This window comes from Pseudomonas sp. GW821-FHT07F05, assembly GCF_059418765.1.
This window is the reverse complement of record NZ_JBWKQL010000003.1, coordinates 491,667-517,944: the sequence shown is the minus strand read 5'-3', so window position 1 is coordinate 517,944 and position 26,278 is coordinate 491,667. Positions and strand designations below refer to the sequence as shown.

At 61.8% G+C, this 26,278-nt stretch carries 23 protein-coding genes; 9 read left to right on the top strand and 14 right to left on the bottom strand.

Annotation, left to right across the window (positions count from 1 at the left end):
* The first annotated feature begins 52 nt into the window (after positions 1-52).
* Positions 53-1,021, top strand: coding sequence for a CgnE/CgnB domain-containing protein (locus tag AC07RO_RS10125; RefSeq protein WP_495085938.1), 969 nt, complete (start codon positions 53-55; stop codon positions 1,019-1,021).
* Positions 1,022-1,104: 83 nt separating this feature from the next.
* Here the strand turns inward: AC07RO_RS10125 and rluB are convergent, their stop codons facing one another.
* The 6 genes from rluB to AC07RO_RS10095 all read right to left on the bottom strand — a co-directional run bounded on the left by rluB (position 1,105) and on the right by AC07RO_RS10095 (position 5,975).
* The gene (gene rluB / locus AC07RO_RS10120) at positions 1,105-2,352 is read right to left on the bottom strand and encodes a 23S rRNA pseudouridine(2605) synthase RluB (RefSeq protein WP_192170986.1); all 1,248 of its coding nucleotides are present in this window, start codon (positions 2,350-2,352) and stop codon (positions 1,105-1,107) included.
* Between the two features lie 213 nt (positions 2,353-2,565).
* Positions 2,566-2,754 (bottom strand): DUF1289 domain-containing protein, encoded by a 189-nt coding sequence (locus tag AC07RO_RS10115; protein ID WP_163022138.1) that lies wholly within the window; start codon positions 2,752-2,754, stop codon positions 2,566-2,568.
* A gap of 54 nt (positions 2,755-2,808) precedes the next feature.
* Complete coding sequence (gene scpB, locus AC07RO_RS10110; protein ID WP_192170985.1) at positions 2,809-3,612, bottom strand: SMC-Scp complex subunit ScpB; 804 nt, start codon at positions 3,610-3,612, stop codon at positions 2,809-2,811.
* A gap of 17 nt (positions 3,613-3,629) precedes the next feature.
* Positions 3,630-4,388 (bottom strand): segregation and condensation protein A, encoded by a 759-nt coding sequence (locus AC07RO_RS10105; RefSeq protein ID WP_495010078.1) that lies wholly within the window; start codon positions 4,386-4,388, stop codon positions 3,630-3,632.
* Between the two features lie 80 nt (positions 4,389-4,468).
* On the bottom strand, positions 4,469-5,101 hold the full coding sequence (locus AC07RO_RS10100; RefSeq protein ID WP_192170984.1) for an L-threonylcarbamoyladenylate synthase: 633 nt from the start codon (positions 5,099-5,101) through the stop codon (positions 4,469-4,471).
* A 13-nt stretch (positions 5,102-5,114) separates the two neighbouring features.
* Positions 5,115-5,975, bottom strand: a complete 861-nt coding sequence (locus AC07RO_RS10095; protein ID WP_282371073.1) for a PHP domain-containing protein — start codon at positions 5,973-5,975, stop codon at positions 5,115-5,117.
* 65 nt (positions 5,976-6,040) lie between these two features.
* Between AC07RO_RS10095 and AC07RO_RS10090 the strand changes: the two genes are divergently transcribed.
* From AC07RO_RS10090 to AC07RO_RS10070, 5 genes are all read left to right on the top strand, one after another.
* The gene (locus tag AC07RO_RS10090) at positions 6,041-6,649 is read left to right on the top strand and encodes a septation protein A (RefSeq protein ID WP_346625440.1); all 609 of its coding nucleotides are present in this window, start codon (positions 6,041-6,043) and stop codon (positions 6,647-6,649) included.
* A gap of 1 nt (position 6,650) precedes the next feature.
* Positions 6,651-6,950 (top strand): YciI family protein, encoded by a 300-nt coding sequence (locus tag AC07RO_RS10085; RefSeq protein ID WP_423572686.1) that lies wholly within the window; start codon positions 6,651-6,653, stop codon positions 6,948-6,950.
* A gap of 273 nt (positions 6,951-7,223) precedes the next feature.
* Positions 7,224-7,901, top strand: a complete 678-nt coding sequence (locus tag AC07RO_RS10080) for a response regulator transcription factor (RefSeq protein WP_074890298.1) — start codon at positions 7,224-7,226, stop codon at positions 7,899-7,901.
* 249 nt (positions 7,902-8,150) lie between these two features.
* The gene (locus tag AC07RO_RS10075) at positions 8,151-8,594 is read left to right on the top strand and encodes a Spy/CpxP family protein refolding chaperone (protein ID WP_192170980.1); all 444 of its coding nucleotides are present in this window, start codon (positions 8,151-8,153) and stop codon (positions 8,592-8,594) included.
* A gap of 93 nt (positions 8,595-8,687) precedes the next feature.
* Positions 8,688-10,025, top strand: a complete 1,338-nt coding sequence (locus AC07RO_RS10070; protein ID WP_423572687.1) for a sensor histidine kinase — start codon at positions 8,688-8,690, stop codon at positions 10,023-10,025.
* Positions 10,026-10,187: 162 nt separating this feature from the next.
* Here AC07RO_RS10070 and AC07RO_RS10065 read toward each other — a convergent pair whose 3' ends face one another.
* Positions 10,188-10,748, bottom strand: a complete 561-nt coding sequence (locus AC07RO_RS10065; RefSeq protein WP_423572689.1) for an NAD(P)H nitroreductase — start codon at positions 10,746-10,748, stop codon at positions 10,188-10,190.
* A 174-nt stretch (positions 10,749-10,922) separates the two neighbouring features.
* Here AC07RO_RS10065 and AC07RO_RS10060 point away from each other — a divergent pair, with 174 nt between their 5' ends.
* Together AC07RO_RS10060 and AC07RO_RS10055 are read left to right on the top strand one after the other, a co-directional pair.
* On the top strand, positions 10,923-12,377 hold the full coding sequence (locus tag AC07RO_RS10060; RefSeq protein WP_346631157.1) for a TrkH family potassium uptake protein: 1,455 nt from the start codon (positions 10,923-10,925) through the stop codon (positions 12,375-12,377).
* A 107-nt stretch (positions 12,378-12,484) separates the two neighbouring features.
* Positions 12,485-12,796, top strand: coding sequence for an Mpo1-like protein (locus AC07RO_RS10055; protein ID WP_423572691.1), 312 nt, complete (start codon positions 12,485-12,487; stop codon positions 12,794-12,796).
* A 69-nt stretch (positions 12,797-12,865) separates the two neighbouring features.
* Here AC07RO_RS10055 and AC07RO_RS10050 read toward each other — a convergent pair whose 3' ends face one another.
* From AC07RO_RS10050 to recQ, 5 genes are all read right to left on the bottom strand, one after another.
* Entirely contained in the window at positions 12,866-13,684 is an 819-nt protein-coding gene (locus AC07RO_RS10050) for a UDP-2,3-diacylglucosamine diphosphatase (protein ID WP_192170976.1), read from the bottom strand.
* A 120-nt stretch (positions 13,685-13,804) separates the two neighbouring features.
* Positions 13,805-14,101: an Rdx family protein gene (locus tag AC07RO_RS10045; protein WP_495085937.1), complete on the bottom strand. Its 297-nt coding sequence runs from the start codon at positions 14,099-14,101 to the stop codon at positions 13,805-13,807.
* 3 nt (positions 14,102-14,104) lie between these two features.
* The gene (locus AC07RO_RS10040) at positions 14,105-16,444 is read right to left on the bottom strand and encodes a FimV/HubP family polar landmark protein (RefSeq protein WP_495085936.1); all 2,340 of its coding nucleotides are present in this window, start codon (positions 16,442-16,444) and stop codon (positions 14,105-14,107) included.
* Between the two features lie 143 nt (positions 16,445-16,587).
* On the bottom strand, positions 16,588-17,022 hold the full coding sequence (locus AC07RO_RS10035) for a MarR family transcriptional regulator (RefSeq protein WP_065986915.1): 435 nt from the start codon (positions 17,020-17,022) through the stop codon (positions 16,588-16,590).
* Positions 17,023-17,197: 175 nt separating this feature from the next.
* Positions 17,198-19,324, bottom strand: a complete 2,127-nt coding sequence (recQ, locus tag AC07RO_RS10030; protein ID WP_192170974.1) for a DNA helicase RecQ — start codon at positions 19,322-19,324, stop codon at positions 17,198-17,200.
* A gap of 210 nt (positions 19,325-19,534) precedes the next feature.
* On the opposite strand from recQ, the gene AC07RO_RS10025 reads away from it, so the two are divergent.
* Positions 19,535-20,122 carry a UPF0149 family protein gene (locus AC07RO_RS10025; protein ID WP_192170973.1) on the top strand — a complete coding sequence of 196 codons (588 nt, stop codon included), beginning with the start codon at positions 19,535-19,537 and terminating at the stop codon, positions 20,120-20,122.
* Positions 20,123-20,197: 75 nt separating this feature from the next.
* Here AC07RO_RS10025 and pap read toward each other — a convergent pair whose 3' ends face one another.
* Together pap and AC07RO_RS10015 are read right to left on the bottom strand one after the other, a co-directional pair.
* The gene (gene pap / locus AC07RO_RS10020; RefSeq protein ID WP_495085935.1) at positions 20,198-21,700 is read right to left on the bottom strand and encodes a polyphosphate:AMP phosphotransferase; all 1,503 of its coding nucleotides are present in this window, start codon (positions 21,698-21,700) and stop codon (positions 20,198-20,200) included.
* A 157-nt stretch (positions 21,701-21,857) separates the two neighbouring features.
* Positions 21,858-26,156: a dermonecrotic toxin domain-containing protein gene (locus tag AC07RO_RS10015; RefSeq protein ID WP_495085934.1), complete on the bottom strand. Its 4,299-nt coding sequence runs from the start codon at positions 26,154-26,156 to the stop codon at positions 21,858-21,860.
* Positions 26,157-26,278 lie beyond the last annotated feature (122 nt).

Genomic DNA, 26,278 nt, shown 5'->3' with positions numbered 1-26,278 from the left:
CGTGGCTAACGCGTTCGCCCTCTTGTTTTAAGCATTCGGAGCGGAGCGCACTATGGATAACAGCAGCGCAATCGAACATTTCCTGTATTACCTGCAACGCCACCCCGCCGTCACCGGCATGAACACTCCCCAAGTACTACTAGCACATACCCCGGAATACCGCAGCATCGTCAATGGCATCATCGAAAGCGCTACGGCGCGGGATTTCTTCCGGTTCAGCACGATGCCGCTGGACACGTCTCCTATCAGCGAACTGACAGAAGCCATCACCGATTCCGATCTCTTCGTCCTGTTCTACGATTCCTCAACGCTGCCCAATCCTCGCGCGGAGGGGCCACCGTTCATACGCCAATTGCAGGAAGTGATGGCGGCCCAATGGAAGAAATCCCTGCTGTTCAAAGATTACGGCGACTATTTCTACGACGCCTTCAGCGTTGAGCCCGAGCGCATCGCGCAGCTGAATGCGGCACTGATCGACACCATGAACCAAGGCGAGACCCTCAGCTTCAGCGACGACCACGGTTCGTACTTCGAGGCCCCGCTGCGCGAGCTGAAGAAGTGGACCAACATCAACGGCGTCGGCAACTACGACCTGGCCCCCGGTGAGATTGCCACCCACAGCGAATCCATCAACGGTCATGTGCGGTTTCTCGGCACGTTTCTCAGCACCATCCCCTTCGCGCGCAAATACGGAATCATCGAATCGCCGCTGGAGTTGTGGATCGAGAACTCTGTGGTGACCCGCATCGCCACGGACGTGCCGGGTCTGGAGCACGACTTCAATAAATACCTGGACGCCAATCCTTCGAATCGGCGCATCGAGGAATTGGGGATCGGCACCAACGAAGGCGTCAGTCAGCTGTACGCACGCAACGCAGGGTTCGAAGAGCGCCACTGCGGGCTGCATCTGGGCCTGGGCGGCGGCGCCAAGGGCAGCCATCACATGGACCTGATCTTCAACAGCGGATCGCTGGCCGTGGACAAGCGTGTGGTGTTCGACGGGACCGCCTACGTCGTCTGACTCCCAAGCGGGCATAAAAAAACGCCAGTCTCTCGACTGGCGTTTTTCGTAGTGCAGACCGCTTTCAGTGTTTCACAACGGCATTACTCAGGCTTGCGGCGACCGAAGCCCGGACGCTGACCGGAGCCGCTTGGCGGGCCGCGGCGTTTGCCGGACGGGGTCTTGTCGTCTACCAGACCGATGCCGGGACGCGAAGGCTTCGGCTTGGCAGGACGCTTGTTCATGTCGCTCGGACGTTCCGCCACCGGCGTGCCACGACCGCTTTCGCTGCGGGCGCTGTCGCCACGTGGATTGCCGCCACGGGCAGTGTCGCCACGACCACCGATGGCCGGACGCGGCGTGCGCGCCGGACGACCGCTTTCGGCAGGTTTGCGCGCCGGGCGCTCGCCATCAGCCAGACGCGGCTCGCGGGCCGGACGATCCGGGGACACCGCATCCTTGGCCGGACGAACCTGACGCACACGTTCGCCTTTGCCCAACGGACGGGACGACTGGCGCTGCAAACGCTCCAGCTTGTCTTTGGTCTTGGCGGTCATCTGCGGCATCGCGACCGGCGTCAGGCCGACCTCGGCGCTGAGGATGTCCACTTCCTGCTGACTCATTTCGCGCCAGCGACCCATCGGCAGATCGGAATTGAGGAACACCGGACCGAAACGCACGCGCTTCAGGCGGCTGACCACCAACCCCTGGGATTCCCACAACCGGCGAACTTCACGGTTGCGGCCTTCCATGACCACGCAGTGGTACCAGTGGTTGAAGCCTTCGCCACCCGGCGCCTGCTGAATGTCGGTGAAACGCGCCGGGCCGTCTTCCAGCACCACGCCAGCCTTCAGGCGCGCCAGCATGTCGTCGTCGACTTCGCCACGGACGCGCACGGCGTACTCGCGGTCCATTTCGAACGAGGGGTGCATCAGGCGGTTGGCCAGTTCACCGTCGGTGGTGAACATCAGCAGGCCGGTGGTGTTGATGTCCAGACGACCGATGTTGATCCAGCGGCCTTCTTTCGGGCGCGGCAGGCGATCAAATACAGTCGGACGGCCTTCAGGGTCGTCACGGGTGCAGATTTCACCGTCTGGCTTGTTGTACATGACGACGCGGCGAACGGTCTCGGCGGCTTCTTCGCGGCGGATCACGCGACCGTCGACCGTGATGGCGTCGTGCAGGTCGACACGCTGACCGAGCGTGGCCTGAACACCATTAACCTTGATGCGGCCTTCGCCGATCCAGGCTTCAACGTCGCGACGGGAACCGACGCCAATGCGCGCCAGGACCTTCTGCAGTTTTTCGCCTGCTGGGCCGATCTCTTTGTCTTGCTTGTCTTGTTCACTCATCTGGGCACCTCCCGGTGTGTCGAATCAGGGCATGCGCGAGTGGGCATGGCCTGTGGCCCGGCTCTCTGGACGAGAGCGGCTCCGGATCAGAACAACTCTGAAGCGGAACGGGCAGAAAACTGAAATCCCTGGCGCGTGTGGATCGCCAAAAGGTCGCGAATCATACGCGCCTGACGCGCGTTGCGCACCAGAGACTAGATGAAAAATTCAGGCTCACTTCTTTTTCCGCCGACTGGCGCCCTTGAGTTTGATCAGCCGCAGAGCCGACTCGGCGAGCACCGAGCGCTTTTCGTCCTTCTCCATCTTCTTCCAGGACTTGATTTCGCGCTTGCTGCGACCGCAGCCGAGGCAAATTTCCTCGTCGAATTTGCAGAGGCTGATGCAGGGATTCTTGGTGCTCATGGGTTCGCCTGAGTGAGGAATTGGGCGCTGCGGACATTTCCGCCACAGCCATCGTCACCGCGGATCTTCATCGTCCTGCGGCGGTTCTTCCAATTCAGACTCTTTATCGGCCTCATCGAGCAATAAATCGTCAAAGTCGATTTTCAGGCCCTGCTCCATGGTGTCCAGCTCGGCCAGCAGGCTGCGGAAACTGGTCTCATCCCGGGGCGCTTCGGGCTCCGCGCCAGACTCTGCGTCAGCATCGAGCGACAGACTGGCGTCGGCCAACGCCTGCAAATGCGCGGGCACCGGCGCGTCGTCGAATTCCAGCACCGGCTCGGTTTCCATCTCGCGCAGGTCGGCCAGCGGTGGCAGTTCGTCGAGGTTTTTCAGGTTGAAGTGATCAAGAAAAGCTTTGGTGGTGGCGAACATCGCCGGCTTGCCGGGGACGTCACGGTAGCCGACGATCCTGATCCACTCGCGCTCCATCAAGGTCTTGACGATGTTGGTATTGACCGCGACGCCGCGCACGTCCTCGATCTCGCCACGGGTGATCGGCTGGCGGTACGCGATCAGCGCCATGGTTTCCAGCAGGGCCCGCGAATAACGCTGGGGCCGCTCTTCCCACAAGCGCCCGACCCAGGGCGCGAACTTCTCGCGGATCTGCAAGCGGTAGCCGGTGGCCACTTCTTTCAGCTCAAAGGCGCGGTTATCGCAGGATTTGGCCAGCAGCGTCAGGGCCTTCTTGAAGACCGGAGGTTCGGGCCGCTCGCCCTCTTCGAACAGCTCGTAGAGGCGCTCCAGGGACTGCGGTTTTCCGGAGGCAAGCAGAAACGCTTCGAGCAACGGCGCCAGATCGCGGGGTTCATTCAGGTTCATTGATCAGCTCTTGCTCTTTATTCGGCTCGCGCCCGCACATGAATAACGGCGAAGGCTTCGTTTTGCACCAGCTCCACCAGTTGCTCCTTGACCAGTTCCAGCACGGCCATGAACGTCACCACCACGCCCAGCCGCCCCTCTTCTGCTGTGAACAGCTCGGCAAAGGGCACGAAACCCGCGCCTTTCAAGCGCTCCAGCACGTCACTCATGCGCTCGCGGGTGGACAGCGCCTCGCGGCTGACCTGGTGGCTTTCAAACATGTCGCCACGACGCAGCACGTCGGCCATCGACATCAACAGCTCTTCGAGGGCAACATCCGGCAGTAACTTGCGCACCCGCGCTTCGGGCGCCTCAAGCCTGGGTATAAAGACATCACGGCCCACGCGGGACAGCTGGTCGATGCCTTCAGCTGCCGCCTTGAACCGCTCGTATTGCTGCAAGCGGCGAATCAGCTCGGCGCGAGGGTCGCCCTCTTCTTCCTCGGCCATTTCCGAGCGGGGCAGGAGCATGCGCGATTTGATCTCGGCAAGCATGGCCGCCATGACCAGGTATTCGGCGGCGAGCTCCAGGCGCACGGTTTTCATCAGCTCGACGTAACCCATGTACTGGCGGGTGATTTCCGCCACGGGGATGTCGAGGATGTTGATGTTCTGTTTGCGAATCAGGTAAAGCAGCAGATCCAGCGGGCCTTCGAAGGCTTCGAGGAACACTTCCAGCGCATCCGGCGGGATGTACAGGTCGACCGGCATCTGTGTGACGGCCTGACCGTAGACCATGGCAAACGGCAGCTCTTGCTGGGCGTTGGCCTGCGGGTCGATGTGAGCGTCGGTCTGAACATCCAGCGTTTGCGCCTGGGTCACTCGACTTCGACCCCGAACGGCGTCGGATCGCCGCAACCCACGCGCACCACCTGCGGCTCGCCATCGGTCAGGTTGACCACGGTCGAGGCCGAAATGCCGCCCTCGCCTGCGTCGATGATCAGGTCCACCTGATGCTCGAGGATCCCACGCATCTCATAAGGGTCACTCATCGGAATGGTCTCGCCGGGCAGGATCAAGCTGACGCTCATCAAAGGCTCGCCCAGTTCCTGCAACAGCGCCTGAGCAATGGGATGACCCGGCACGCGCAAACCAATGGTCCGCCGCTTGGGGTGCAGGACCAGACGCGGCACGTCACGGGTGGCGCCGAGGATGAAGGTGTACGGCCCCGGCGTGTGCGCCTTGAGCACGCGAAACGCCGCGGTGTCGACCTTGGCGAACAACCCGAGCTGGGACAGGTCGCTGCACATCAGCGTGAAGTTGTGTTTGTCATCGAGTTGACGTAAGCGACGGATGCGCTCGACGGCGGTCTTGTCGCCCATCTGGCAACCCAACGCGTAGGAAGAATCGGTGGGATACACCACCAGACCGCCCGCCCGGATGATTTCCACGGCCTGCTTGATCAGGCGCGCTTGCGGATTCTCCGGGTGGACCTGGAAAAATTGACTCACGGTAATTTCCTGTTCAGACGGCAGTAGGCTGGTCATGTTTGAACCGACACCAAAGAGGGGGCAGGTCTTCGGGCAATGGGCGATAAACGCCGATTTCAGACCATGCGCCTGGGGCATGAAAATCACTGCCGGCACTGACCAGCAGACCGAACTCACGGGCCAGAATCGCCAGACTGCCGACCTGATCGGCAGGCTGCAGGCCGTTGACCACTTCTATTGCGTGGCCGCCGGCCTGGATGAAGTCAGCGACCAGCTTGCGACGCTTGCTGCGGGTGAAATCGTAATGCGAAGGGTGCGCAAGGCTGATCCAGGCTCCGGCGGCGCGCAGGGTCGCCACCGTTTCTTCAAGGGTCGGCCAGTGTTGCTTGACGTCGCCCAGTTTGCCCGCGCCGAGCCATTTGCGGAACGCTTCGGCGCGGTCTTTGACGAAACCCTGATTGACCAGAAAGTCGGCAAAATGCGGTCGGGCCGGCGCATTGCCGCTGTCGCCCAGTGCCTGCTGGACCGCGCGCGCACCTTCGAGCGCGCCGGGCATACCTTTCATCGCCAACTTGCGGCTTATTTCTTCGGCCCGCAACCAGCGTCCGGTGTGCAATTGCTCGATGGCTTCACGCAATTGCGGGGCATCCACATCGAATGCATAGCCCAGCACATGAATGGTGGCACCGCCCCAGGTGCAGGACAGTTCGATGCCATCGATCAGCTGCATACCCAGCGCAACCGCCGCCGTACGGGCTTCAGCCAGGCCTTCGAGGGTGTCGTGATCGGTCAGCGCGAGGACTTTCACACCGTGCTCATGGGCACGCGCGACGAGTACCGCGGGCGCAAGGGCGCCATCGGAAGCGGTACTGTGGCAGTGCAGATCGACGTTCATAGGGGCGCTTTCGCAGTCATTGATGTTTGTTATTATGCCGTCACATCCAGCTTCTGGCTCTTACTGTGAAACAATTCATCGACTTCATCCCGCTCATCCTGTTCTTCATCGTTTACAAAATCAGCCCGCAAGCCGTCGATGTCCTTGGCCACAGCTTCATGGTAGGCGGGATTTACAGCGCCACCGCGATGCTGATCGCCAGTTCCCTGGTGGTCTACGGCGTCCTTTATTTCCGGCAGGGCAAACTGGAAAAGAGTCAGTGGCTGACGCTGATTGCCTGTCTGGTCTTCGGTAGCCTGACCCTGGCTTTCCACAGCGAAACCTTCCTGAAGTGGAAAGCCCCGGTGGTCAACTGGGTCTTCGCGCTGATCTTCGCCGGCAGTCACTTCATCGGCGATCGTCTGTTGATTCAACGCATCATGGGCCACGCGCTGACCCTGCCGCAGGCGGTCTGGACCAAGCTGAACATCGCCTGGATCCTGTTCTTCCTGTTCTGCGGCGCGGCCAATCTCTATGTGGCCTTTACCTATCAAGAATTCTGGGTCGACTTCAAGGTGTTCGGCAGCCTGGGCATGACCCTGCTGTTCCTGGTGGGCCAAGGCATCTACCTGGCTCGCCACATCCATGACGCCGACCCGTCTACCCAGCCTGCAAACAAGAAAAGAGAGGACTGACATGCTCTACGCAATCGTGGCAACCGACGTCGCCAACTCGCTGGAAAAACGCCTGGCCGCGCGCCCTGCGCACCTTGATCGCCTGAACGCAATGAAAGCCGAAGGCCGCATCGTTCTCGCCGGCCCGATGCCTGCAGTGGACAGCATCGACCCGGGCACTGCAGGTTTCACCGGCAGCCTGATCGTCGCGGAATTTGAGTCCCTCAAGGACGCCCAGGCCTGGGCTGAGGCCGATCCCTACTTCGCAGCGGGTGTCTACGCCGGCGTGGTCGTCAAACCGTTCAAGCAAGTCCTGCCCTGATACGCCTGACCAGCGCCCGGCTCCGTACATGAGCCGGACCGCCTTCAACCCGCTTTACATTGCTCACCCTTCGCACTGGCCTGCCGATAAGTTGCTAGAACCAAGAGCTTTGACTGCGGCTCAAAGAGGCACGGGCGGTCATGCCTTTGCGGGTATTGATCGAACAACAACGGTTTGTCGCGAGGGGCCGCGCAACAAGGGTGGCCCTCCAGTGCGGTATCTTTGCCAGCGGCCGGCGTAGACGTCGTCGGCAACGGCTAAATTGAGTGAGTCATGAGCGAGCTGCTACTTATTGATGATGACCAGGAGCTGTGTGAGCTCCTGAGCAGTTGGTTGAGTCAGGAAGGGTTCGCCGTGCGCGCCTGCCACGATGGCCAGAGCGCGCGCAAGGCGCTCGCCGAATCCGCACCCGCTGCGGTGGTGCTGGACGTGATGCTGCCCGACGGCAGCGGTCTGGAACTGCTCAAACAATTGCGCACCGATCACCCCGACCTCCCCGTGCTGATGCTGTCCGCTCGCGGCGAACCGCTGGACCGCATCCTCGGTCTGGAACTGGGTGCCGACGATTACCTGGCCAAGCCCTGCGATCCCCGTGAACTGACAGCGCGTCTGCGCGCGGTATTGCGCCGCAGCCATCCGACGGCGGTCTCGTCGCAGATCGAGCTGGGCGACCTGTGCTTCAGCCCGGCGCGGGGGGTGGTCACGATTGATGAGCAGGAATTCACCCTGACCGTGTCCGAAGCGCGTCTGCTTGAGGCCTTGCTCGGCCAGCCCGGTGAGCCGCTCGAGAAGCAGGAGCTGGCGCAACTGGCCCTGGGTCGCAAGCTGACGCTCTACGACCGCAGCCTTGATATGCACGTCAGCAACCTGCGCAAGAAGATCGGCCCCCACGCCGACGGCCGCCCGCGCATAGTGGCCCTGCGCAGCCGTGGGTATTATTACAGCCTCTGACGAGGGAGTTGGGAGCGTAAGCCTAAAGCTGCAAGCTGCAAGTAAAAGCAACACCAGCGACGCGCACTTCTTGTAGCTTGCCGCTTGAAGCTTACAGCTGGGCGCGCACTCGGTAACCGGCCCATTACGTCAACACGCCAGCGCGCCCCCTTTACCCAAGCTTTACCCACGCCTGACCTCCCTTGACCTTGATCTCCCTAAACTGGCCTCAACCGGCACAGAGCCGAAATCGAGACAAGGAGATTCACCATGCGCAAGACTTTGATGGCTTTGATGTTCGCCGCAGCCCTCCCTACCGTTGCAATGGCCATGCCTCCGGAAGGCGGCCCGATGGGTGGCCCTGGTGGTCCAGGCTTTGATGGCCCTGGCATGCATCACCGCAAAGGTCCTCTGGAACAGCTGAACCTGACCCCGGATCAACGTCAGCAAGTCGACAGGTTGATGGGCGCCCAATGGCACGGCCGCAACGAGATCACCCAGAAGTACCTGGCCAAGCTGTCGGCTGCCGACCAGAAAGCGATGAAGGATGAACAGGAAGCTGCCCGGGCCAAAACCCAATCCGACATCCGCGCCCTGCTGACGCCGGAACAACAGAAGACCTTCGACCAGATCCAGAAGGATGAGGCCCAGCGTCGTGCGGATCGCGCCGAGTTCGAAGCCTGGAAAGCGCAGAAAGCGCAAAAAACCCAGTAACCGGCTGCTGGCGCGGCATTACACTTCCCCCAACCCGACACGCTCCCCGGCGTGTCGGGTTTTCTATTTGACGAACCGGGTCGAGGGCAGCACGTGCGTTCATTGTTCTGGAGAATCCTGGCCAGCTTCTGGCTGGCGATCGCGTTGGTGGCGGGCCTGTCGATTCTGATGGGGCATGTGCTCAATCAGGACGCCTGGATCCTCAGTCGCCATCCTGGTCTGCACAACTTGCCGCAGAAGTGGGTCGAGCTGTACGAAGGCCAAGGCGAGAAATCTGCCCAGGACTATCTGCAAGACCTCAAGCGCAAATACCACATCGACGTTCAGGTGCTGAACGACAGCGGCGAAGCGGTGATCCCCGGCACCTTCCCGCCCCGCGCCGCGGCCTTTGAAGAGCGGCAGAATGACGACACACGGCCACTGCCGTGGCGGCGCCTGACCACCGAATACACCAGTGAAAAAACCGGGGAAACCTACCTGCTGATTTACCGCATCCCCCATCCGGAGCTGGACGCGTGGCACCGCGACAGTCTGGTCTGGCCACTGAGTGCGCTGGGTATCGCCCTGGTGGTGCTGACGTTGTTCAGCCTGATGGTGACGTTGTCGATCACCCGCCCGTTAAGCCGTTTGCGCGGCGCGGTGCATGATCTCGGCCAAACCACGTATCAGCAGAACAGCCTGGCGCAACTGGCCAACCGTCGCGATGAATTCGGTGTGCTGGCCAATGACTTCAACCGCATGGGCGCCCGCCTGCAAAGTCAGATCAGCAGCCAGCGCCAGTTGCTGCGCGACGTTTCCCACGAGTTGCGCTCTCCTTTGGCCCGGCTGCGGATCGCCCTGGCCCTGGCCGAACGCGCCGAGCCGGTGGAGCGCGACAAGCTGTGGCCGCGCCTGACCCGTGAGTGCGACCGCCTGGAAGAGTTGATCAGTGAGATTCTGGCACTGGCGCGGCTGGACGCCGACATGGGCAGCGCCACGGCGGTGGATGTGTCAGGGCTTTTGCATCATTTGCAGGCTGAGACGGAGATGGGCGGCGGCGAGCAGACGGTTTCGGTGTCGGTGGAGCCTGGTGTGCAGTTGCAGGGCTGGCCGAGCGTACTGGAACGGGCACTGGACAATCTGCTGCGCAACGCGCTGCGTTTCAACCCGGAGGGGCAACCGATCGAGTTGAGTGCGAGCACTGAGGGGGATGAGTTGCGTCTCAGCGTGCGGGATCACGGGCCCGGTGCCAATCCGGAGCATCTGGCGCAGCTGGGCGAGCCGTTCTATCGCGCGCCGAACCAGACCGCGCCGGGTTACGGGCTGGGTCTGGCGATTGCCAAACGCGCCGCCGAGAAGCACGGCGGGACGCTGGTGCTGGGCAATCATCCGCAGGGCGGATTCGTGGCCAGCATCGTGGTGCCCCGCCAGTTGACCGCTGTGCACGGCTGATTCACCGGTCGCAGCCACTCCCGCTGAATGGGTGCGGGACCCGGTAGGACTGGCTTCAGCCGGGAAGAGGCCGGTATGCACACCCTCAGTTTTGCGGCGTAACGCCTGATGCCTTCCCGGCTAAAGCCGGTCCTACAGATCGGGGCCGGCTATACGGTTACATCACCCCTCCCACGCGCTGACAAACTCGGCCACGTCCGGCTTTGCCGGTTCGCGGGGCGGGTTTTGCGGGGTGCCCAGGTAAAGAAAGCCGACGACTTCTTCGTCTGCTGTCAGCCCCAGCCCTTCGGCGACGTGGCGTGTGTAGGACAAGTCCCCCGAGCGCCAGACCGCGCCAATCCCCATCGCGTAGGCAGCCAGCAAGATGCCGTGGGCGGCACACCCTGCGGTGATCAGCTGTTCCTTTTTCGGCACCTTGAAGTGATCGGTCAGCCTGGCGATGACCACAACCACCAGGGGCGCGCGCAACGGTCCGTTTCTAGCCTTGTCCAGCGCTTTGGCGTCGACCTCGCCGCCTTTGTCGATCAATGCCTGGGCCAGCAAATCCCCCATGCGGTGACGTGCGTCGCCCTCTACGGTCAGAAAGCGATAGGGTCGCAACACGCCGTGGTCCGGCGCGCGCAGGGCGGCGCCAAAGAGGATCTCGCGTTGCTCGGCGTTTGGAGCGGGTTCGATCAAGCGGGGCACGGACACGCGATTAAGCAATACGTCGAGCGCTTCCATTAAGTCGTCTCCAGGAAAAATGACGGGCCATTGTAGTGCCCTCGGTGCAGTCTTGAACTTCAATAACGATTAACCAGGGCATTTACTTACAACACTCTCGGAAATGCCTCGGTTTACACAAACGGGCCCGCGAGTAGAATGGCCGCCCTCTCACTACCTGATCAGAGCGACTGCATGGCGTTGCCGACCCTCCGCATCATCGGTTTCATTATCGGCATCTTCCTGATTACCCTGGCCATCGCCATGGTCGTGCCGATGATCACCCTGATGATCTTCCACCGCACCGCCGACATGCCGTCGTTTCTGTGGTCGAGCCTGATCACTTTCGTGTCCGGTCTGGCGCTGGTGGGTCAGGGCCGGCCGGAACACGTTCACCTGCGCCCGCGGGATATGTACCTGCTCACGGTCAGCAGTTGGGTCATCGTCTGCGTCTTCGCGGCGCTTCCGTTTCTGCTCACGCAACACATCAGCTACACCGACTCCTTCTTCGAAAGCATGTCCGGCATCACCGCGACCGGCTCCACGGTGCTCAGCGGGCTGGACACCATGTCCCCCGGCATCCTGATCTGGCGTTCGCTGCTGCATTGGCTCGGCGGCATCGGCTTCATCGGCATGGCGGTGGCGATTCTTCCGCTGCTGCGCATCGGCGGCATGCGCCTGTTTCAGACCGAGTCGTCGGACCGTTCCGAAAAAGTCATGCCGCGTTCCCACATGGTCGCCAAGTTCATCGTCCTGGTTTACCTCGGCATCACCGTGCTGGGCACGCTGGCATTCTGGTGGGCGGGCATGAGCCTGTTCGACGCGATCAACCACGCGATGTCGGCGATTTCGACCGGCGGTTTCTCCACCTCGGATCAGTCCCTGGCGAAATGGCCACAACCGGCCGTGCATTGGGTAGCGATCGTGGTGATGATCCTCGGCGCCCTGCCGTTCACCCTGTATGTCGCGACGCTGCGGGGCAATCGCGGGGCGCTGCTCAAGGATCAGCAGGTGCAGGGCTTCCTCGTCCTGCTGCTGGTGACGTGGCTGGTGATGGGCGCCTGGTATTGGGCGACGACCGATCTGCCGTGGTATGACGCGTTGCGTCACGTGGCGCTGAACGTGACCTCGGTGGTGACGACCACCGGCTTCGCGCTGGGGGATTACAGCCTGTGGGGCAACTTTGCCCTGATGCTGTTTTTCTATCTGGGGTTCATCGGCGGGTGTTCAGGGTCAACGGCCGGCGGCGTGAAGGTCTTCCGCTTTCAGGTCGCTTACATCCTGCTGCGCGCCAATCTGCACCAGTTGATTCACCCACGCGCGGTGATCAAGCAGAAGTACAACGGTCACCGGCTGGACGACGAGATCGTGCGCTCGATCCTGACCTTCTCGTTTTTCTTCACCTTCACCATCTGCCTGATCGCGCTGATGCTGTCGCTGTTGGGGCTGGACTGGATGACCGCGCTGACCGGCGCCGCCAGCACCGTCTCAGGCGTAGGGCCAGGGCTGGGTGAAACCATCGGCCCGGCGGGCAATTTCTCGACGCTGCCGGATGCCGCCAAGTGGATTCTCTCATTGGGGATGCTGCTCGGTCGGCTGGAAATCATCACGGTGCTGGTGCTGTGCATCCCGGCGTTCTGGCGGCACTAGAACACTGCGGGCCGGGCCATGTCATTCGCGAAGCCCTTAGAAATTTCGCGGCGAGCGGCGGGGGCTGAACTAAGCTCAGCCAATACCCTGCCTCGGAGCACAGTTTTGTGGAAACAATGAAGCGTTTCGACCGATTCGCAGACTTCTATCCGTACTACCTGCAGGAACACCGCGACAGCACCTGCCGCCGTTTGCATTTCATCGGCACAAGTCTGGTTATCCTGATCCTGGCATTCGCCGTGCTCAACGCTAGCTGGACGTTGTTGTGGGTCTTGCCGCTGGCGGGCTACACCTTCGCCTGGGTCGGCCATTTCTTTTTCGAGAAAAACCGCCCGGCTACGTTCAAGCATCCGTTCTACAGCCTGCTCGGCGATTTCGTGATGTACAAGGACATGCTCAGGGGCAAAGTGCCGTTTTGATCGGCACTCCCTCGGCATCACTTATGACGCCTTGCTGCCGCCCCGATTGAGCTACAAAGCGGCTGGCGCTCAGACCGTTTCGCCCACTGGTTCCGGCGCTTGCGGGCTTTTGGCTTTGACGTGTGCATCGGCCAGCCGGAACAGCTCGATCGTGCCATCCCAATGTTCGATCAAGGCCGTGCAGGACTCCACCCAGTCGCCGCAGTTGAGGTATTCCACGCCGCCCACCTGACGGATTTCGGCGTGGTGAATATGTCCGCACACCACCCCGTCCAGCCCGCGCTTGACGCACTCATGGGCGATGGCTTCCTCGAAGTCGCTGATGAAGCTCACGGCCGTCTTGACCTTGTGCTTCAAGTACGCCGACAGCGACCAATAGCCGTAACCGTATTTGGCGCGCCAGTGGTTGAGCCAGCGATTGAGGGTCAGGGTGAATTCGTAGGCCGAATCGCCAAGGAAGGCGAGCCAGCGATGGTAGCGGGTAATGACGTCGAACTGGTCACCGTGGATCACCAGCAGCCGACGACCATCGGCGGTCAGGTGCACGGCTTCATCGACCAGCTGGATATTGCCCAGAATGAGTTTTGAATAGCGGCGCAGGAATTCGTCGTGGTTGCCGGTGACATAGATGACTTCGGTGCCGCGCTTGCTCATGGTCAGCAGGCGGCGGATGACGTTGGTGTGGGCCTGCGGCCAGTACATGCCGCCGCGCATCTTCCAGCCGTCGATGATGTCGCCGACCAGGTACACCTTGTCGGCATGGTATTGCTTGAGAAATCCGGAGAGGTGCTCGGCCTGGCAGTCACGGGTTCCCAGGTGCACATCGGAGATCCACAAGGTCCGGACACGTTGCTTACGGCTGGGTTTCACGTTCTCGGCAATGCTCATGGACCACCTCCACTTGGGTTTTCCCAAGCGTGGACGTGGTCGGTGATATGAACATGACGACCGTGTTTAGCTTTGATGACACGGCCTACCGATTAACACTTTGCGACAGCCAATGCGCATTCAGGTGTCGAGGCCGGCGTGACGATCGTTGTGCCCCAGGTCCCGGGCCGGATCAATCTGGTCGCGCATCCGCTGCTTGAGTACCTTGGCCTCGGGAAACCCGCCGTCGGCCTTGCGCTCCCAGATCTGCACGTCATCGCAGGTGATGCGGAACACACCGCCGGTGCCCGGAATCAGCGACACCTTGCCGAGATCGTTGGTGAAGGTGCTCAACAACTCCTGAGCCAGCCAGGCTGCACGCAACAGCCATTGGCATTGCGTACAGTAAGTGATGGTGATTTCGGGCTTGGCGGACATCGATCAGCCCAACCCTGCCAGCAGATCACGGGCCGTTTGCTGAGCGCCGTCGTCAGAGCCGTCGATCACTTCCTGCAACAGCCGGCGGGCTCCGTCGATGTTGCCTTCATCAATCAGAACCTGCGCCTCATTGATCTTGCTGAGCGGCTCTTCGTCCAGGCTCAGCAAGTCAAAGCCGCCCTCCTCGATCATGAAGCTGTCGAGAAAAGCGTCGTCCAGCAAATCGCTGTTGCTCTGCACGACGGCTGCCGGACCCGGTTCGAACTGGACGTCCATTTCCGGCGGCGTTTCCTCTTCGGCAAAATCGCTGAGGAACTGCTCTTCCGGCATCTCGAAAACCTCAGGCAGTTGCGTCAGGTCGGAAGAGAACGCCGTGTCCAGTTCAGGTTCGGCCTCGGGCGCCAGCGCGGGCTTGCGGGGGGCGGGCTTGCTGTCGAACGGATCAACCAGATCCCAGTCGGCGTCCATGGAGAGATCGTCGAGGTTGAGCTGGAAATCGTCGGCAGGGTCAACCGGGTTCAGCGATGCGGTCGTATTTTCGTCCAGCTGGGCGGGCTCTGTCAGGCTGAGCTCTGGGTGGTCGTCTGATGCTTGACTGGCCGAGGCAGTTTGACTGGCCAGCACCGCGGCTGCACCCAGCGCCGCCGCAGGGGCTGCCGCCGAGGTCATGGGAGGCGAGGCGACTGGCGCGGACGGCGGTTCGGGAGCAACGGGCTCAGGCTTCAGTTTCGGATAGCGGCTGCGGATGTCCTGGAGCTTCTGCCCATCGACGCCCTGGCTCAGCAGGACTCGTTCTTCCTCGTCATACGCATCCACGTCGCCCTGCTCGCCGAGCAGTTCGAGGATGCGCAGGCGGACATCGGTACGCTCGGGCTGCTTGTCCAGCGCATCGCGCAGAATGGCCAGCGCTTCGGCGAAACGACCGTAGGCGATGTAAATGCTCGCACCATCCAGCGCGTCGGTGGCGGCACCGGCCAGGCGCTGGCCGGCAGGCGCTGCCGAGGCTGGACGCGCCGCAGTAACAGCCGGCACTTCGAAGACCGGCGTGACCGTCGCGGCAGGCCTGACCACTGGCTCGACAGGCACGGGCTCAAGAGCCAGCTGATTTTTGATCCGGTTGCGGCGCACCGACCAGGCCAGCGCAAGGAGCAGCAACACCACCAGAAGCGCCGCCAGAATCGACGTCCAGGGGAAGTCATCGTCCACGGCGGCGACCGGCACCGGCGTCGGCGCTGGTGCGGGAGTGGCTATCGGAGCTGGCGTCGGAGCTGGCGCTGCAGCGGGAGTCACAGTCGTCACCGCCCCTGTCGTCGGAGCAGCGGACGCAGGTTTGGCCGACTGCGCCTTGAGTTCCGCGAGCTGGGTCTGCAGCTCGATGATCTGCTTGTCCTTGTCGGCCTCTTCGACGGTGGACGTCTGGACTTGCTGTTTGAGGTCGTCCAGCGTCTTGTTCAATTGCTGGTTTTCCAGTGCCGTCGCCGACAACTGATCGACCGCGTTCTGGTTCGCCGGGGTAGCCGTCGCGGCGGAAGCTGCTGCCGAGGGGTTGCTGCCTGCGGCGGCAGGCGCGCTGGCGGTCTTCGGTTCAACGGCATTGTCCGGCAGCAAAAGGCTCTGACCGACCTTCAACTGGCTGCGCTCGCCATTGGGAAACGCTTGCGGATTGAGCGCCACCACACCTTTTATCAACTCGGCAGAAGAGGTCTTGCTGCCCGGCGCCTGTACCTGACGGGCAATACCCGCCAGGGTGTCGCCGGACACAACCGTGTAATGCTTGCCTTGTCGAGCCTGGGGCGGCGCGACCGGCAGACGCGACTCATCATTCTTCGCGCTGACCGCCGGCGATTGAGTACGGCTGCGCGTCGCGGCGAGTCCTGTGGGCGATGTCGGCGGGTCGAGCAACACGGTGTATTCATGCAGCTGGTCGCCGTTAGGCCGTACCAGCCTGACGAGGAAATTCAAGTAAGGCTCAGTGACTGCCTTGTGCGATTCGATGTGAATCACACTGCGGTTGCCACGGATCACCGGGATGAAACGCAGGTCGTTGAGAAAGAACACGCGTTCAACGCCAGCCTTGGTAAAGGCCTCGGGCGGCGCGAGCCCAACGACGATTTCCTCGGGACTCAGCCCACCCGCTTCGATCAATTCGATATCGGCATTGAAGGGTTGCCCGAGGGCGGAATGCAGACTGATCTCGCCCAGCCCCAGCGCAGCCGCCACGGAGCTGTGCAGCAACGCGGCCGAAGCAAGACCGATGGCGAGCAAACCCGAACGAAGACCTGACTGAACGCGAAGGGGCGCATCTCCTTCGCGACGACTACCGGCCTGAAAACTCTTCCGCATGCGAACCCTTTTGAAGACGAGGCAGGCTTCCCTGCACATTCGGTACGCCCGGACACGTCATCCGGGCATCATCAGTATGGGTGCAAATAGAACAGGATGTTTCGCCCGCATCAATGTATTTGTCGCGGGCGTTCGCGCGGTTTTCAGGATTTTTCGAGATTGGCGAGGATTTTCGAATGAACGCGCATGCACATGAGCAGTTCTTCTTCGTCGATGCCGGCAAACAACTCGTGGCGCAACGCAGTGGCGATGGTTTCAATTTTCTCGATCAACGGCCGCGCTGTGTCGCAGAGAACGATCTTCTTCGCCCGACGATCTTCGAGCACTGCCTGCCGCAGAACCAGCCCCTGATTTTCCAGACTGTCCAGCAACCGTGCCAGGGTCGGCCCTTCAACGCCCACGCTCTGGGCCAGTTCACGCTGGGTCGGCGGCGTTTTGAAACGGGCCAGATGCAGTAAAACCAGCCAGCGCGCCTGGGACAATCCCAGGTCAGCCAGCCGGCGATCCAGCTCGGCACGCCAGCCCCGGGACATATGGGCTAGCTGCATGCCAAAGCGGTGTTCTTCGGTCAACGGCATAGGTAACTCGATGGTTAAAGGCGATTCCTAATTAATAGGCAGCTAACCATGGAGCCCGGCATGAGGCAAGCGCCTGGACGCGGTGATTCGTCGCACAGGCCGGGATGCGGCAGGTATGCCTTTGGATTGCCTTGAACTGCTTGAACGTTTGCAACCGGCCGCGGTGGGAGACGGCTTAAACCTCGAATTCCGACTGCAACGCCGCGCGCACGCAATACAGCACCCCTTCGGGAACACGGCCGGTGAACAGCTCGGCAATGGCGGCAACGGGGGGCAGTTCGCCTTCGCCGTCGAGGAACGCGTCCTGAATCTCGGTCATCAGGTCTTCGGGCAGGTCCAGCGCCTGATCCAGCGAAAGCTGCTGTTTACCGATCGCTTCGGCGAGCATCGTATAGACGTTCTTCTCCGAGCACTGCAGTTGCCCGGCGATTTGCATCGGGGTCATGCCGGCGCGGGCGAGGCTGATGAGCTCATGCCGCACATCGGCGACCACACGCGGCGCGGGTGCAGCACCGCCGAGCACTTCGAGGAATGCCTCGCCGTAACGCTCCAGCTTGCGCGCGCCCACCCCGCTGACCCGGCCCATTTCGGCCATGGTCCCCGGCTGGCTGCGAAGCATTTCCAGCAAGGTCGAATCCGGGAAGATGACATACGGCGGCACGCCATGTTCTTCCGCCAGTTTGCGCCGCAACGTACGCAGCGCTTCCCACTGTTCGCGCTCTTCGCCGCGCACCAGTTGGCTCGCCGGGCTGCCGGAAGCTTTCGCGGTGGTCTGCGGTTTCAGGTCACGGCGCAACTGCAAGGTGACTTCGCCACGCAACAGCGGTCGGCATGTGTCGCTCAGGCGCAGGCCGCCGTAGCCTTCCAGATCGATGTCCGCCAGACCGCGCGCCACCAGCTGTCGGAATAATGAACGCCACTCGCCTTCGCTGCGGCTTTTGCCGACACCGAACACCGCCAGCTTCTGATGACCGAAGCTCTGCACCTTGTCGTTTTCCTTGCCCAGCAAGACATCGACCAGATGGCCCACACCGTAGCGCTGGCCGGTCCGATAGATCGCTGACAGCGCCTGCCGCGCAGGTTCGGTGGCGTCCCAGGTCTGCACACCATCGACGCAGTTGTCACAATGCCCACAGGGGTTGGGCATGATTTCGTCGAAGTAGGCGAGCAGCGACTGACGCCGGCAGCGGGTTTCTTCACACAGCGCCAGCATCGCGTCGAGCTTGTGCTGCTCGACGCGCTTGTGGCGCTCGTCGCCTTCGGAGTTCTGCAGCATCTGCTTGAGCATCAGAACGTCTTGCAGACCGTACGCCATCCATGCATCGGCCGGCAGACCGTCGCGCCCTGCCCGACCCGTCTCCTGGTAATAGGCTTCCAGCGATTTGGGCAGATCCATGTGCGCCACGAACCGCACGTTGGGTTTGTCGATGCCCATGCCGAATGCAATCGTGGCAACCATGATCAGCCCTTCCTCATTGAGGAAGCGCCGTTGATTGCCGGAGCGGGTCTCGATGGGCAAGCCGGCGTGGTAGGGCAGCGCCGGATAGCCGTTGTCGCTAAGGAACGCCGCGGTCTCTTCGACCTTTTTGCGCGACAGGCAATAAACGATGCCGGCGTCGCTGCGCCGCTCGGACAGGAACGCCAGCAACTGCTTGCGCGGCTGTTCTTTGGGCACGATGCGGTAAAAAATATTCGGGCGGTCGAAACTCGACAGGAAGCGCTCGGCGTTCTGCAGGTGAAGACGCTCGACGATTTCCTCGCGGGTGCGCTTGTCGGCCGTGGCGGTCAGGGCAATCCGCGGCACGTCCGGGAACAGCTCGGCCAGTTGCCCCAGCTGCAGGTATTCCGGACGGAAATCATGCCCCCACTGCGACACGCAGTGGGCTTCGTCGATGGCGAACAGGGCGATTTTGAGGTTCTGCAGAAACGACAGCATGCGCGGCTGGACCAGACGCTCCGGCGCCAGGTACAGCATCTTGATTTCGCCCAGGCGAATGCGGTTGGCGAGGTCGCGCTGTTGTTCGGCGCTGAGCGTGGAATTCAGCGCGGCGGCTGAAACACCGAGTTCTTCCAGCGTCGCTACCTGATCGTCCATCAACGCGATGAGCGGCGAAACCACCACCGCGAGGCCGTCGCGCAACAGGCCCGGCACCTGGAAACACAGGGATTTGCCGCCCCCGGTGGGCATCAGCACCAATGCATCACCGCCACTGGCCACGCGCTCGATAATGGCACCCTGGCGACCACGGAAGCTGTCGTAGCCGAAGATGTCTTTAAGTACGCGTTGAGCCTGGTCGAGCATAAATACCCCGGATGGTGCCGCAACAGCGGTCGAGAATCGCTGTGGAAATCGCAAAGCGCGGCAGTATACCGGAGCGCTCCGACAGATTGGACAGCGGTGACACCGGCGGTCGAAATTAACCGGAATACCGATTCCAGTGGCCTCGCCGCTGGCGCCGGGCGCCCTCAGGGCCTAGAATTCAGCATCGTTTATTCCCAAGGTAGTCTGTCAATGTCCTTCGCTGAGCAATTACACCGCCTGCAAGCCTTCCTCGATGCCGATGAGCTGCATGACGAAGCGCTGGACTACGTAGCCGCCCACGGCTATCTGACCGCGCTGTCCATTTGCGCCGAAACCGTGCCGGATCGCGAGTGGATCGACGCACTGTTCGCCGAGCCCCCGCACTACGCTGACAAAGCGCAGCACGAGGAAATCGAAGCCACGCTGATCCAGCTCAAGGCGCACATCGCTCGTCAGCTGGCGTCGGACGAAGAGTTCGAATTGCCGTGCGATCTCGACTTGGGCGATGACCCCGACGACTCCGAGCTGCGTGGCTGGTGCATCGGTTTCATGGAAGGCGTGTTCCTGCGCGAATCCGCCTGGTTCGAGAACGACGAAGAGGAAGTCAGCGAGATGCTGCTGCCGATCATGGTCGGTTCCGGTCTGTTCGATGAACAGCCTGAGTTCGCCGACATCGCCGCCGACGCCAACCTGATGGACGACATGATCGTGCAGATCCCGGAAGCGCTGACCGCGCTGTATCTGCTGCTGCAGGCCCCGGATGAAAAGCCGGCGATCCTCAAGCCGCGCCACCACTAAGCTCGACAATAAAGCCCCACCGTTACCGATTGAGAAGCGTACGAGCCGACTCCGGCTCGTACGTCCCCCTCCCTGCTACTTGTGTTTCTTGTCACTCTTCTTGAATGCCGCCTCGATCGCTTCGTTGATCGTGCGCAGTACCTTTACCCGTGCCCAGCGTTTGTCGTTGGCCTCGACCAGCGTCCACGGGGCGATCTCAGTGCTGGTGCGATCAACCATGTCGCCCACCGCTTCGCGATAAAGCGGCCACTTGCTGCGGTTGCGCCAGTCATCCTCGGTGATCTTGTGGCGCTTGAACGGCACCTTCTCCCGCGCCTGAAAACGCTCTAGCTGGGTTTTGTCGTCGATCGCCAGCCAGAACTTCACCACCACCACGCCGAAATCCGTGAGCTGCTCTTCGAAGTCGTTGATCTCGCTGTAAGCCCTCAACCAGTCCGCCTCGGAGCAGAAGCCTTCGACTCGCTCGACCAGCACGCGCCCGTACCATGACCGATCGAACACGGTGAATTTCCCCCGCGCCGGAATCTGACGCCAGAAGCGCCACAGGTAGGGTTGAGCCAGTTCGTCCTGACTGGGCGCGGCGATTGGCACGATGTGGTACTGCCTTGGATCGAGGGCTCCGGCGACCCGTTTGATCGCACCGCCCTTGCCCGCTGCATCGTTGCCCTCGAACACCGCCACCAATGAGTGACGGCGCATGCGTTTGTCGCGCATGAGCCCCGAAAGCCGCGCCTGCTCGGTGATCAGCTGCTCGTCGTAGTCGTCTTTTTCCAGCGCCAGGGTCATGTCGAGGTTGTCGAGCAGGCTCAGCTCGTTGCTGTTGTTGGGCAAAGGGCCGAGTCCGACAAGATGGGTCGCCCCTTCAGGTGTCTTCAGAGCGTTTTGCAAACCCTCGAGCAGCAAGCGGCCAACGGTGAGACTGCGGTAATTCGGGTCGACGCCTTCGATGACGTGCCAGGGCGCGTAGTCGCGACTGGTTCGGCGCAGCACGCGCTCGCCAAAACGCACAAAACGGTCGTAGGTCTTCGATTGCTGCCAGTCCAGCGGGCTGATCCTCCAGCTGTGCAGGGGATCATCCTTGAGGGTTTTGAGGCGCAGCTTCATCTGCCGCTTGGACAGGTGAAACCAGAATTTGAAGATCACCGCGCCTTCGTCGACCAGCATCTTTTCCAGTCGCTCGGCACCGTTGATGGCCTGATCCAGCACGGGGTCCTTGAAGCGCTTGTGCACCCGGCCCTGGATCATCTGGCTGTACCAGTTTCCGAAAAATACGCCGATGCGGCCTTTCGGCGGCAACTGGCGCCAGTAACGCCAGACCGGCGGATGGGCCAGCTCTTCATCGGTTTGCTGATCGAAAGTGCGCACTTCGATGTAGCGCGGGTCCATCCAGTCGTTGAGCAGCTTGACGGTCTCGCCCTTGCCTGCGCCCTCGATGCCATTGATCAGCACGATAATCTGGCGCTTGCCTTGCTCATGCAGTTCGTACTGAGCTTCCAGCAGCGCTTCGCGCAGCGCCGGGACTTCAGCGTCGTAGGTTTCGTCGTCGATGGTGTGGCCCATTTCAGCGGATTCGAACATTCAAGGCTCCCTTCAGGATCGGTCAAGACTAGCAGGCGGCGGGCAGCGCCGATGCAGGTTATGACCGCCAACCGCTGCGATGGATCACAGCAGCGGGAAACATTCGGTTGCGGGTTTAACGAGGCGGCACCGTGGGAGTGCCACCTTGTTCAGCAAATTACCAGCCCGCGCGGTACAGATCGGTCAACTGCGTGAGCATCAGCGCCTCGGCCGCATCGCGTTCGGCGATGAGGGCCAGGCCCTGTCGGTGGTACTCGTCTGGATCGGTTGGCGGATGCTCTTCAAGGGCGGCCATGCGTGCGCGCACGGATTCAGTGGCCAAAGCCAGCGCGGGCGCATGCTCGGAGCGCAACCGCGCGTTCCATTGCTGATCACTGATGGCGAACTGCAGAAAAGCCGGGCCGCGCTCCGCTTCCAGCACCTGGCGACGAGCGTCCAGCAATGCCCCACGGTCGACCGCCGCCAGACGCGCCCAGACCATGCGGTAAGGCTGACCGGGCAGCCCGAGTTCCTCCGCGAGCCCGACGCGGTAGGCCAGTCGCACCTCGGCATGATCCAGCGCCATCCCCAGGCTTTCGCGCCGGGCAATCTCCGCATCCGCAATCGCCTGCACTTCGTTGAGGCGGAAAAGCTGACGCAGGACACCCAGCAAGGCGTCCGTGCGTTGGCTTTCTGCAACGCCCCGCAGCGCACCATGGCTGTAAACCGCGACCTGGATGTCGCTGAAGATCAGGCGCGCCCCGTCCTGACAGGTCTGGTTGGCGCCGAACAAGCGGTCGTTGGCCATGACCTCGATCTGCCCGCGCAACCCGGCATCCTGCGCGGCTGTTTCCAGAACAGTAAGCACTTCACTGGCAAGCTCGGCATGGAACTGGCGGAAGTCCGGGGTTTCCCTCAAACGCTGCAACAACACCAGCAGATGGGGTGCATCGGCGGCCTGTTCGACCTGCGTCCACGCTGCCAGCAACCGCTGATTCAACACATCTTCCCCCGTGCGCAACCACACCTGCGCCGAGGGTCTGGCAGCACCCGCGCTCGGACCAGCGCGGTGACCATGGGACGCGGACTCGTCATCAGATGGCTCGGAGTCTGTGTCCATCGGCGCGCCTTCGACGTGGACCTCGCGGATGTCTTCGGGAAAGTCGTAATCGAGCTGATAGCGATGACCGTAGCCGGTGTCGTTGCGCCAGTAATCCTCGAGGTCCTGGCGGTTGAACGGGTTGTTGTAAGCGTAAATCACCGTGTGCTGGCCATCATCCCTTGAGTTTTCGATCACGTCGGAAGGGATGTCGGTGATCTGGTTGTCACTGATGTCCAGCTCGCCAAGGCCCAGCGAATCGGTCCATTCAGGCCACTGAGTAAGGCCCGTGTTGTTAATCCACAAGGTCGACAGGCTCAGGCGGCTGGTGTCGGTGAATTCACCCAACTGGCTGCCGGCCAGACTCAGGGAATTCAGCGCGGGGATGTCCATCAGTGTGTCCATGGCAGGCTGGCCCAGGGGCCATTGCATGTTCTCCAGCGAAAGGTGCTGCAGGGACTCAAACTGCGGTAACACACTCGGGAGCTCGGTGAAGCTTCCGCGCACGTTCAAGTGGGTCATGTTCGGAAAGTTCGCCAGAAACGCATTGGCAGCGTTGGTATCAAACTGCACGTTATTGAGCTCGATCTGTGTGATGTCCCCATAGAAACTTTGCAAGGGCGGCAATTCCGGCATTGTCAGGAACTCAAGCGTCAGCCAGCGCGTACCCCGTGGCGCATCAGCATGGCTGTAGCGCCAGGCCCGACCCAGCGCGTTGGCCACCCGACGCCGCGCCAGACGTTCACCGTCATTGAGCAGCACGCTGATATCGTCGGCTTCCGCCCAGGCGATGAGGCTCACGTGCAACTGGTCATAGGCCACAGCACGAGCGCGCGTCGCGTGCAGCAGTTGCTCCAGTGATCGCCCCCGCCGGGCCATGCCACGCACCTGCTCCGTCATCTCGAGACTCTCCGGATAGAGCTGCGCCATTGCCTGAAGCAATTGCTGATGAACCGCGCTGTCAGCCACAGGCACACCGCGCCCGCTGAGTGGGTAGCCGATGCGCCCGTCAAGCAAACGCTGCGGCGGCCTGAACCCGGTCGGTAACGTCCATTGCCCCAACTGCTCCGCCGCCCACTCCGGCTGCGATCGGACCCAATTAAAAATGCGACGCTTGAAGGCCCGTGCGCCCGTTTCCGGGTCGTTGAACCCCATCGTCTGACGACTGCTCTCTGGCAGCGCACGCAAGAGCGCGGCAAACAGGCTGACCCTTTTCTCCGACTCCTCGGTACCCGCTACCTGAAAGCCTTTGTCGCCCTTGATCAACACACGGCATTGCGAGGCACTCTTGGCGCCAATGCTGTCCAGCAAAGACCCGGTGGTGCTGCCCTCCCTCAGTTCGATGCGAAGGTCAGCGGGCCATCCCGGGAATGTTTCAAGGCTGCGCAACGTCAGGCGCTGGAGATCGGCGTTGGCCGTGCTGGGCGTCAGAAAGAAACCCTCCAGCGCTCGGTTCATGCGGGTCTGACGCAGATGCCCACGGACCTTTCCGGCCACTTCGAGCGGAATGCGTTGGGTGTCCAGCATGGCCAGTTTCTGTTCGCTGGCGGTTTCAGCGATCAGCTCCTGTCCTGCCGCCAACGTGAGGGACGGGAAATCCCGTCTGAGCAGTACGATCAGCGGATCGCTCGACTGCTCGCTGGCGAGGTACGCCGCGTTGAAGGCGTCGGCTGAGTCTGCCGCCTGCTGACTCAGGCGAAAACGCTTGGCGGTATCGAGCTGCGCTGCGGGTGCCGATTGATTGGCGATGTGCAGTGCGGCCAGATGCTCTTCATCTACCCCGCTCACTGCCATTATTCGGCCGACGGTGTTGTCGTCGATGTCCGCGAGTTCCGGATGCAAACGACGCAAAGCCACGCTCACGTCGGTCAGGCGTAGCCCACCTGCAGCGTTTCGGGCGGGAACGCTACGTTTGATGAACGACGGTGGCTGCGACCCACCGGCTTCTGCCGCCATTGCGCTGGTCACGGCACCCGCGACACCCAGCGCCCCCATGAATGCCAGGTTTTCCGCGACATTGCCCAAATGGTTTAGCGCTTCATCCATGTCGCCATGGCGCCACGCTTCAATGCCTTCGAATGTCTCGTCGAGCAATTCCGCCCCCGCGACAACCATCATCACTTCGCCCAGACCGGGAACGAACAGCGCGGCGATATTCAGTGCATCCAGGCCGTAGTTCAGCCAGTCTGCGAGGCGCTGGTCGCGGGTTTTCTGGTCCTCGTCGTCAGTGGGGACCGCGACCACGCGAGCGTCATCCTTCAGTCGCAGCAGTTGATGAAGATAGAAAACATCGCCCAGCGCGCCGCCCATATCGATGGCTTCCAGGTCGAGGAACGCATTCTGATCCACTTCCGAAACGCTGATCAGCTGTCGGTGAAAACCTTTGCCACGGGCGACGCTGTGCAGGACATGGGGCGCCAGGCGCTCGTGCAAGCGTTTGAAGAAAGCGCCTTTGCTGCGCTCGGGAATGAAGCGATCGAAGTAGCGTTGATACGCCTCGGAGCGCAGTTTGGTCCGCAGCGCCTGTGTGAAATGTTCCAACGAGGGGTAGGACTGGATTGCGCCACTGGCTTCCCCAGGCAGGTACACCACGCAACGCGTCTGCTCGGTGGATTTGAATAACAGCGGGCCGCGCAATTTGTAGCCCAGCAGTTGCAGGGTGGACACCTGATGCGCGGGGCCGTAGGCGTCGAGCTGCAGCAGCCTCTGGTACTGCGCCTCATCAATAGAGCCCTTGAGGCGTGCGATGTGGGAGTCGACCCGCAAGGTCAGACGGGCGTGCTCGATAATGCGCGACTTGATGTCATTGCTGTCCAGACTCCCGGGGACGTCCGGCCTCGCGACGGGGTGCAACACATGATGCAAGTGCCGTTGATACTGGCCGCCCAGGTCAAGCCGGCGGCACAGTTCGATGAAGCGACCGGGACTAACCCTTGATGGATGAACGGCTTCCGGCCGCGCCGATGTGTCCGGCGTGCCGCCAATGATTGCCGAGGTGCTTTCACGATCAGCGTCCGTCGCTTCGACCGCTTCGAAATTTTGCAGGGCGGCGGCCAGCAGCGAACGTGTGCTGGAACCCTGAGGCGAAGCACGACCGGTCAGCCAGTCGCGCTGGAATCTGGCGTGGAAGAAGCGGTCGCGGTCGACATCGAGACCCGGACCGAATTCGGCGTCCAGGGCCTGGGTCAGCAACGGCCGCGCAAATGACGGCAGGTCCTGAATGCGCTGGAACACCTGCTTGAGGTTTTCCCGAGCGGCCTGCGCGAGGGTCATGTCCTGACGCAGGGCATCGCGCATTGCCGGGGTCGCCTGGATGAACCATTGCGGCAGCGTGTCCTGGATGAATGAAGTCGTAAGAGCCTGACTGGCGGTGTTCATGTGACGTCCTTGTTTCTGCGTGTGATCAAAGGCGCATAGATAAACAGGAACGCACCCTCAAAGTGGCATACATATGTAGTGCACGCCTCCCCGGACGCTGGAGTACCATCGCCACCTCGCCC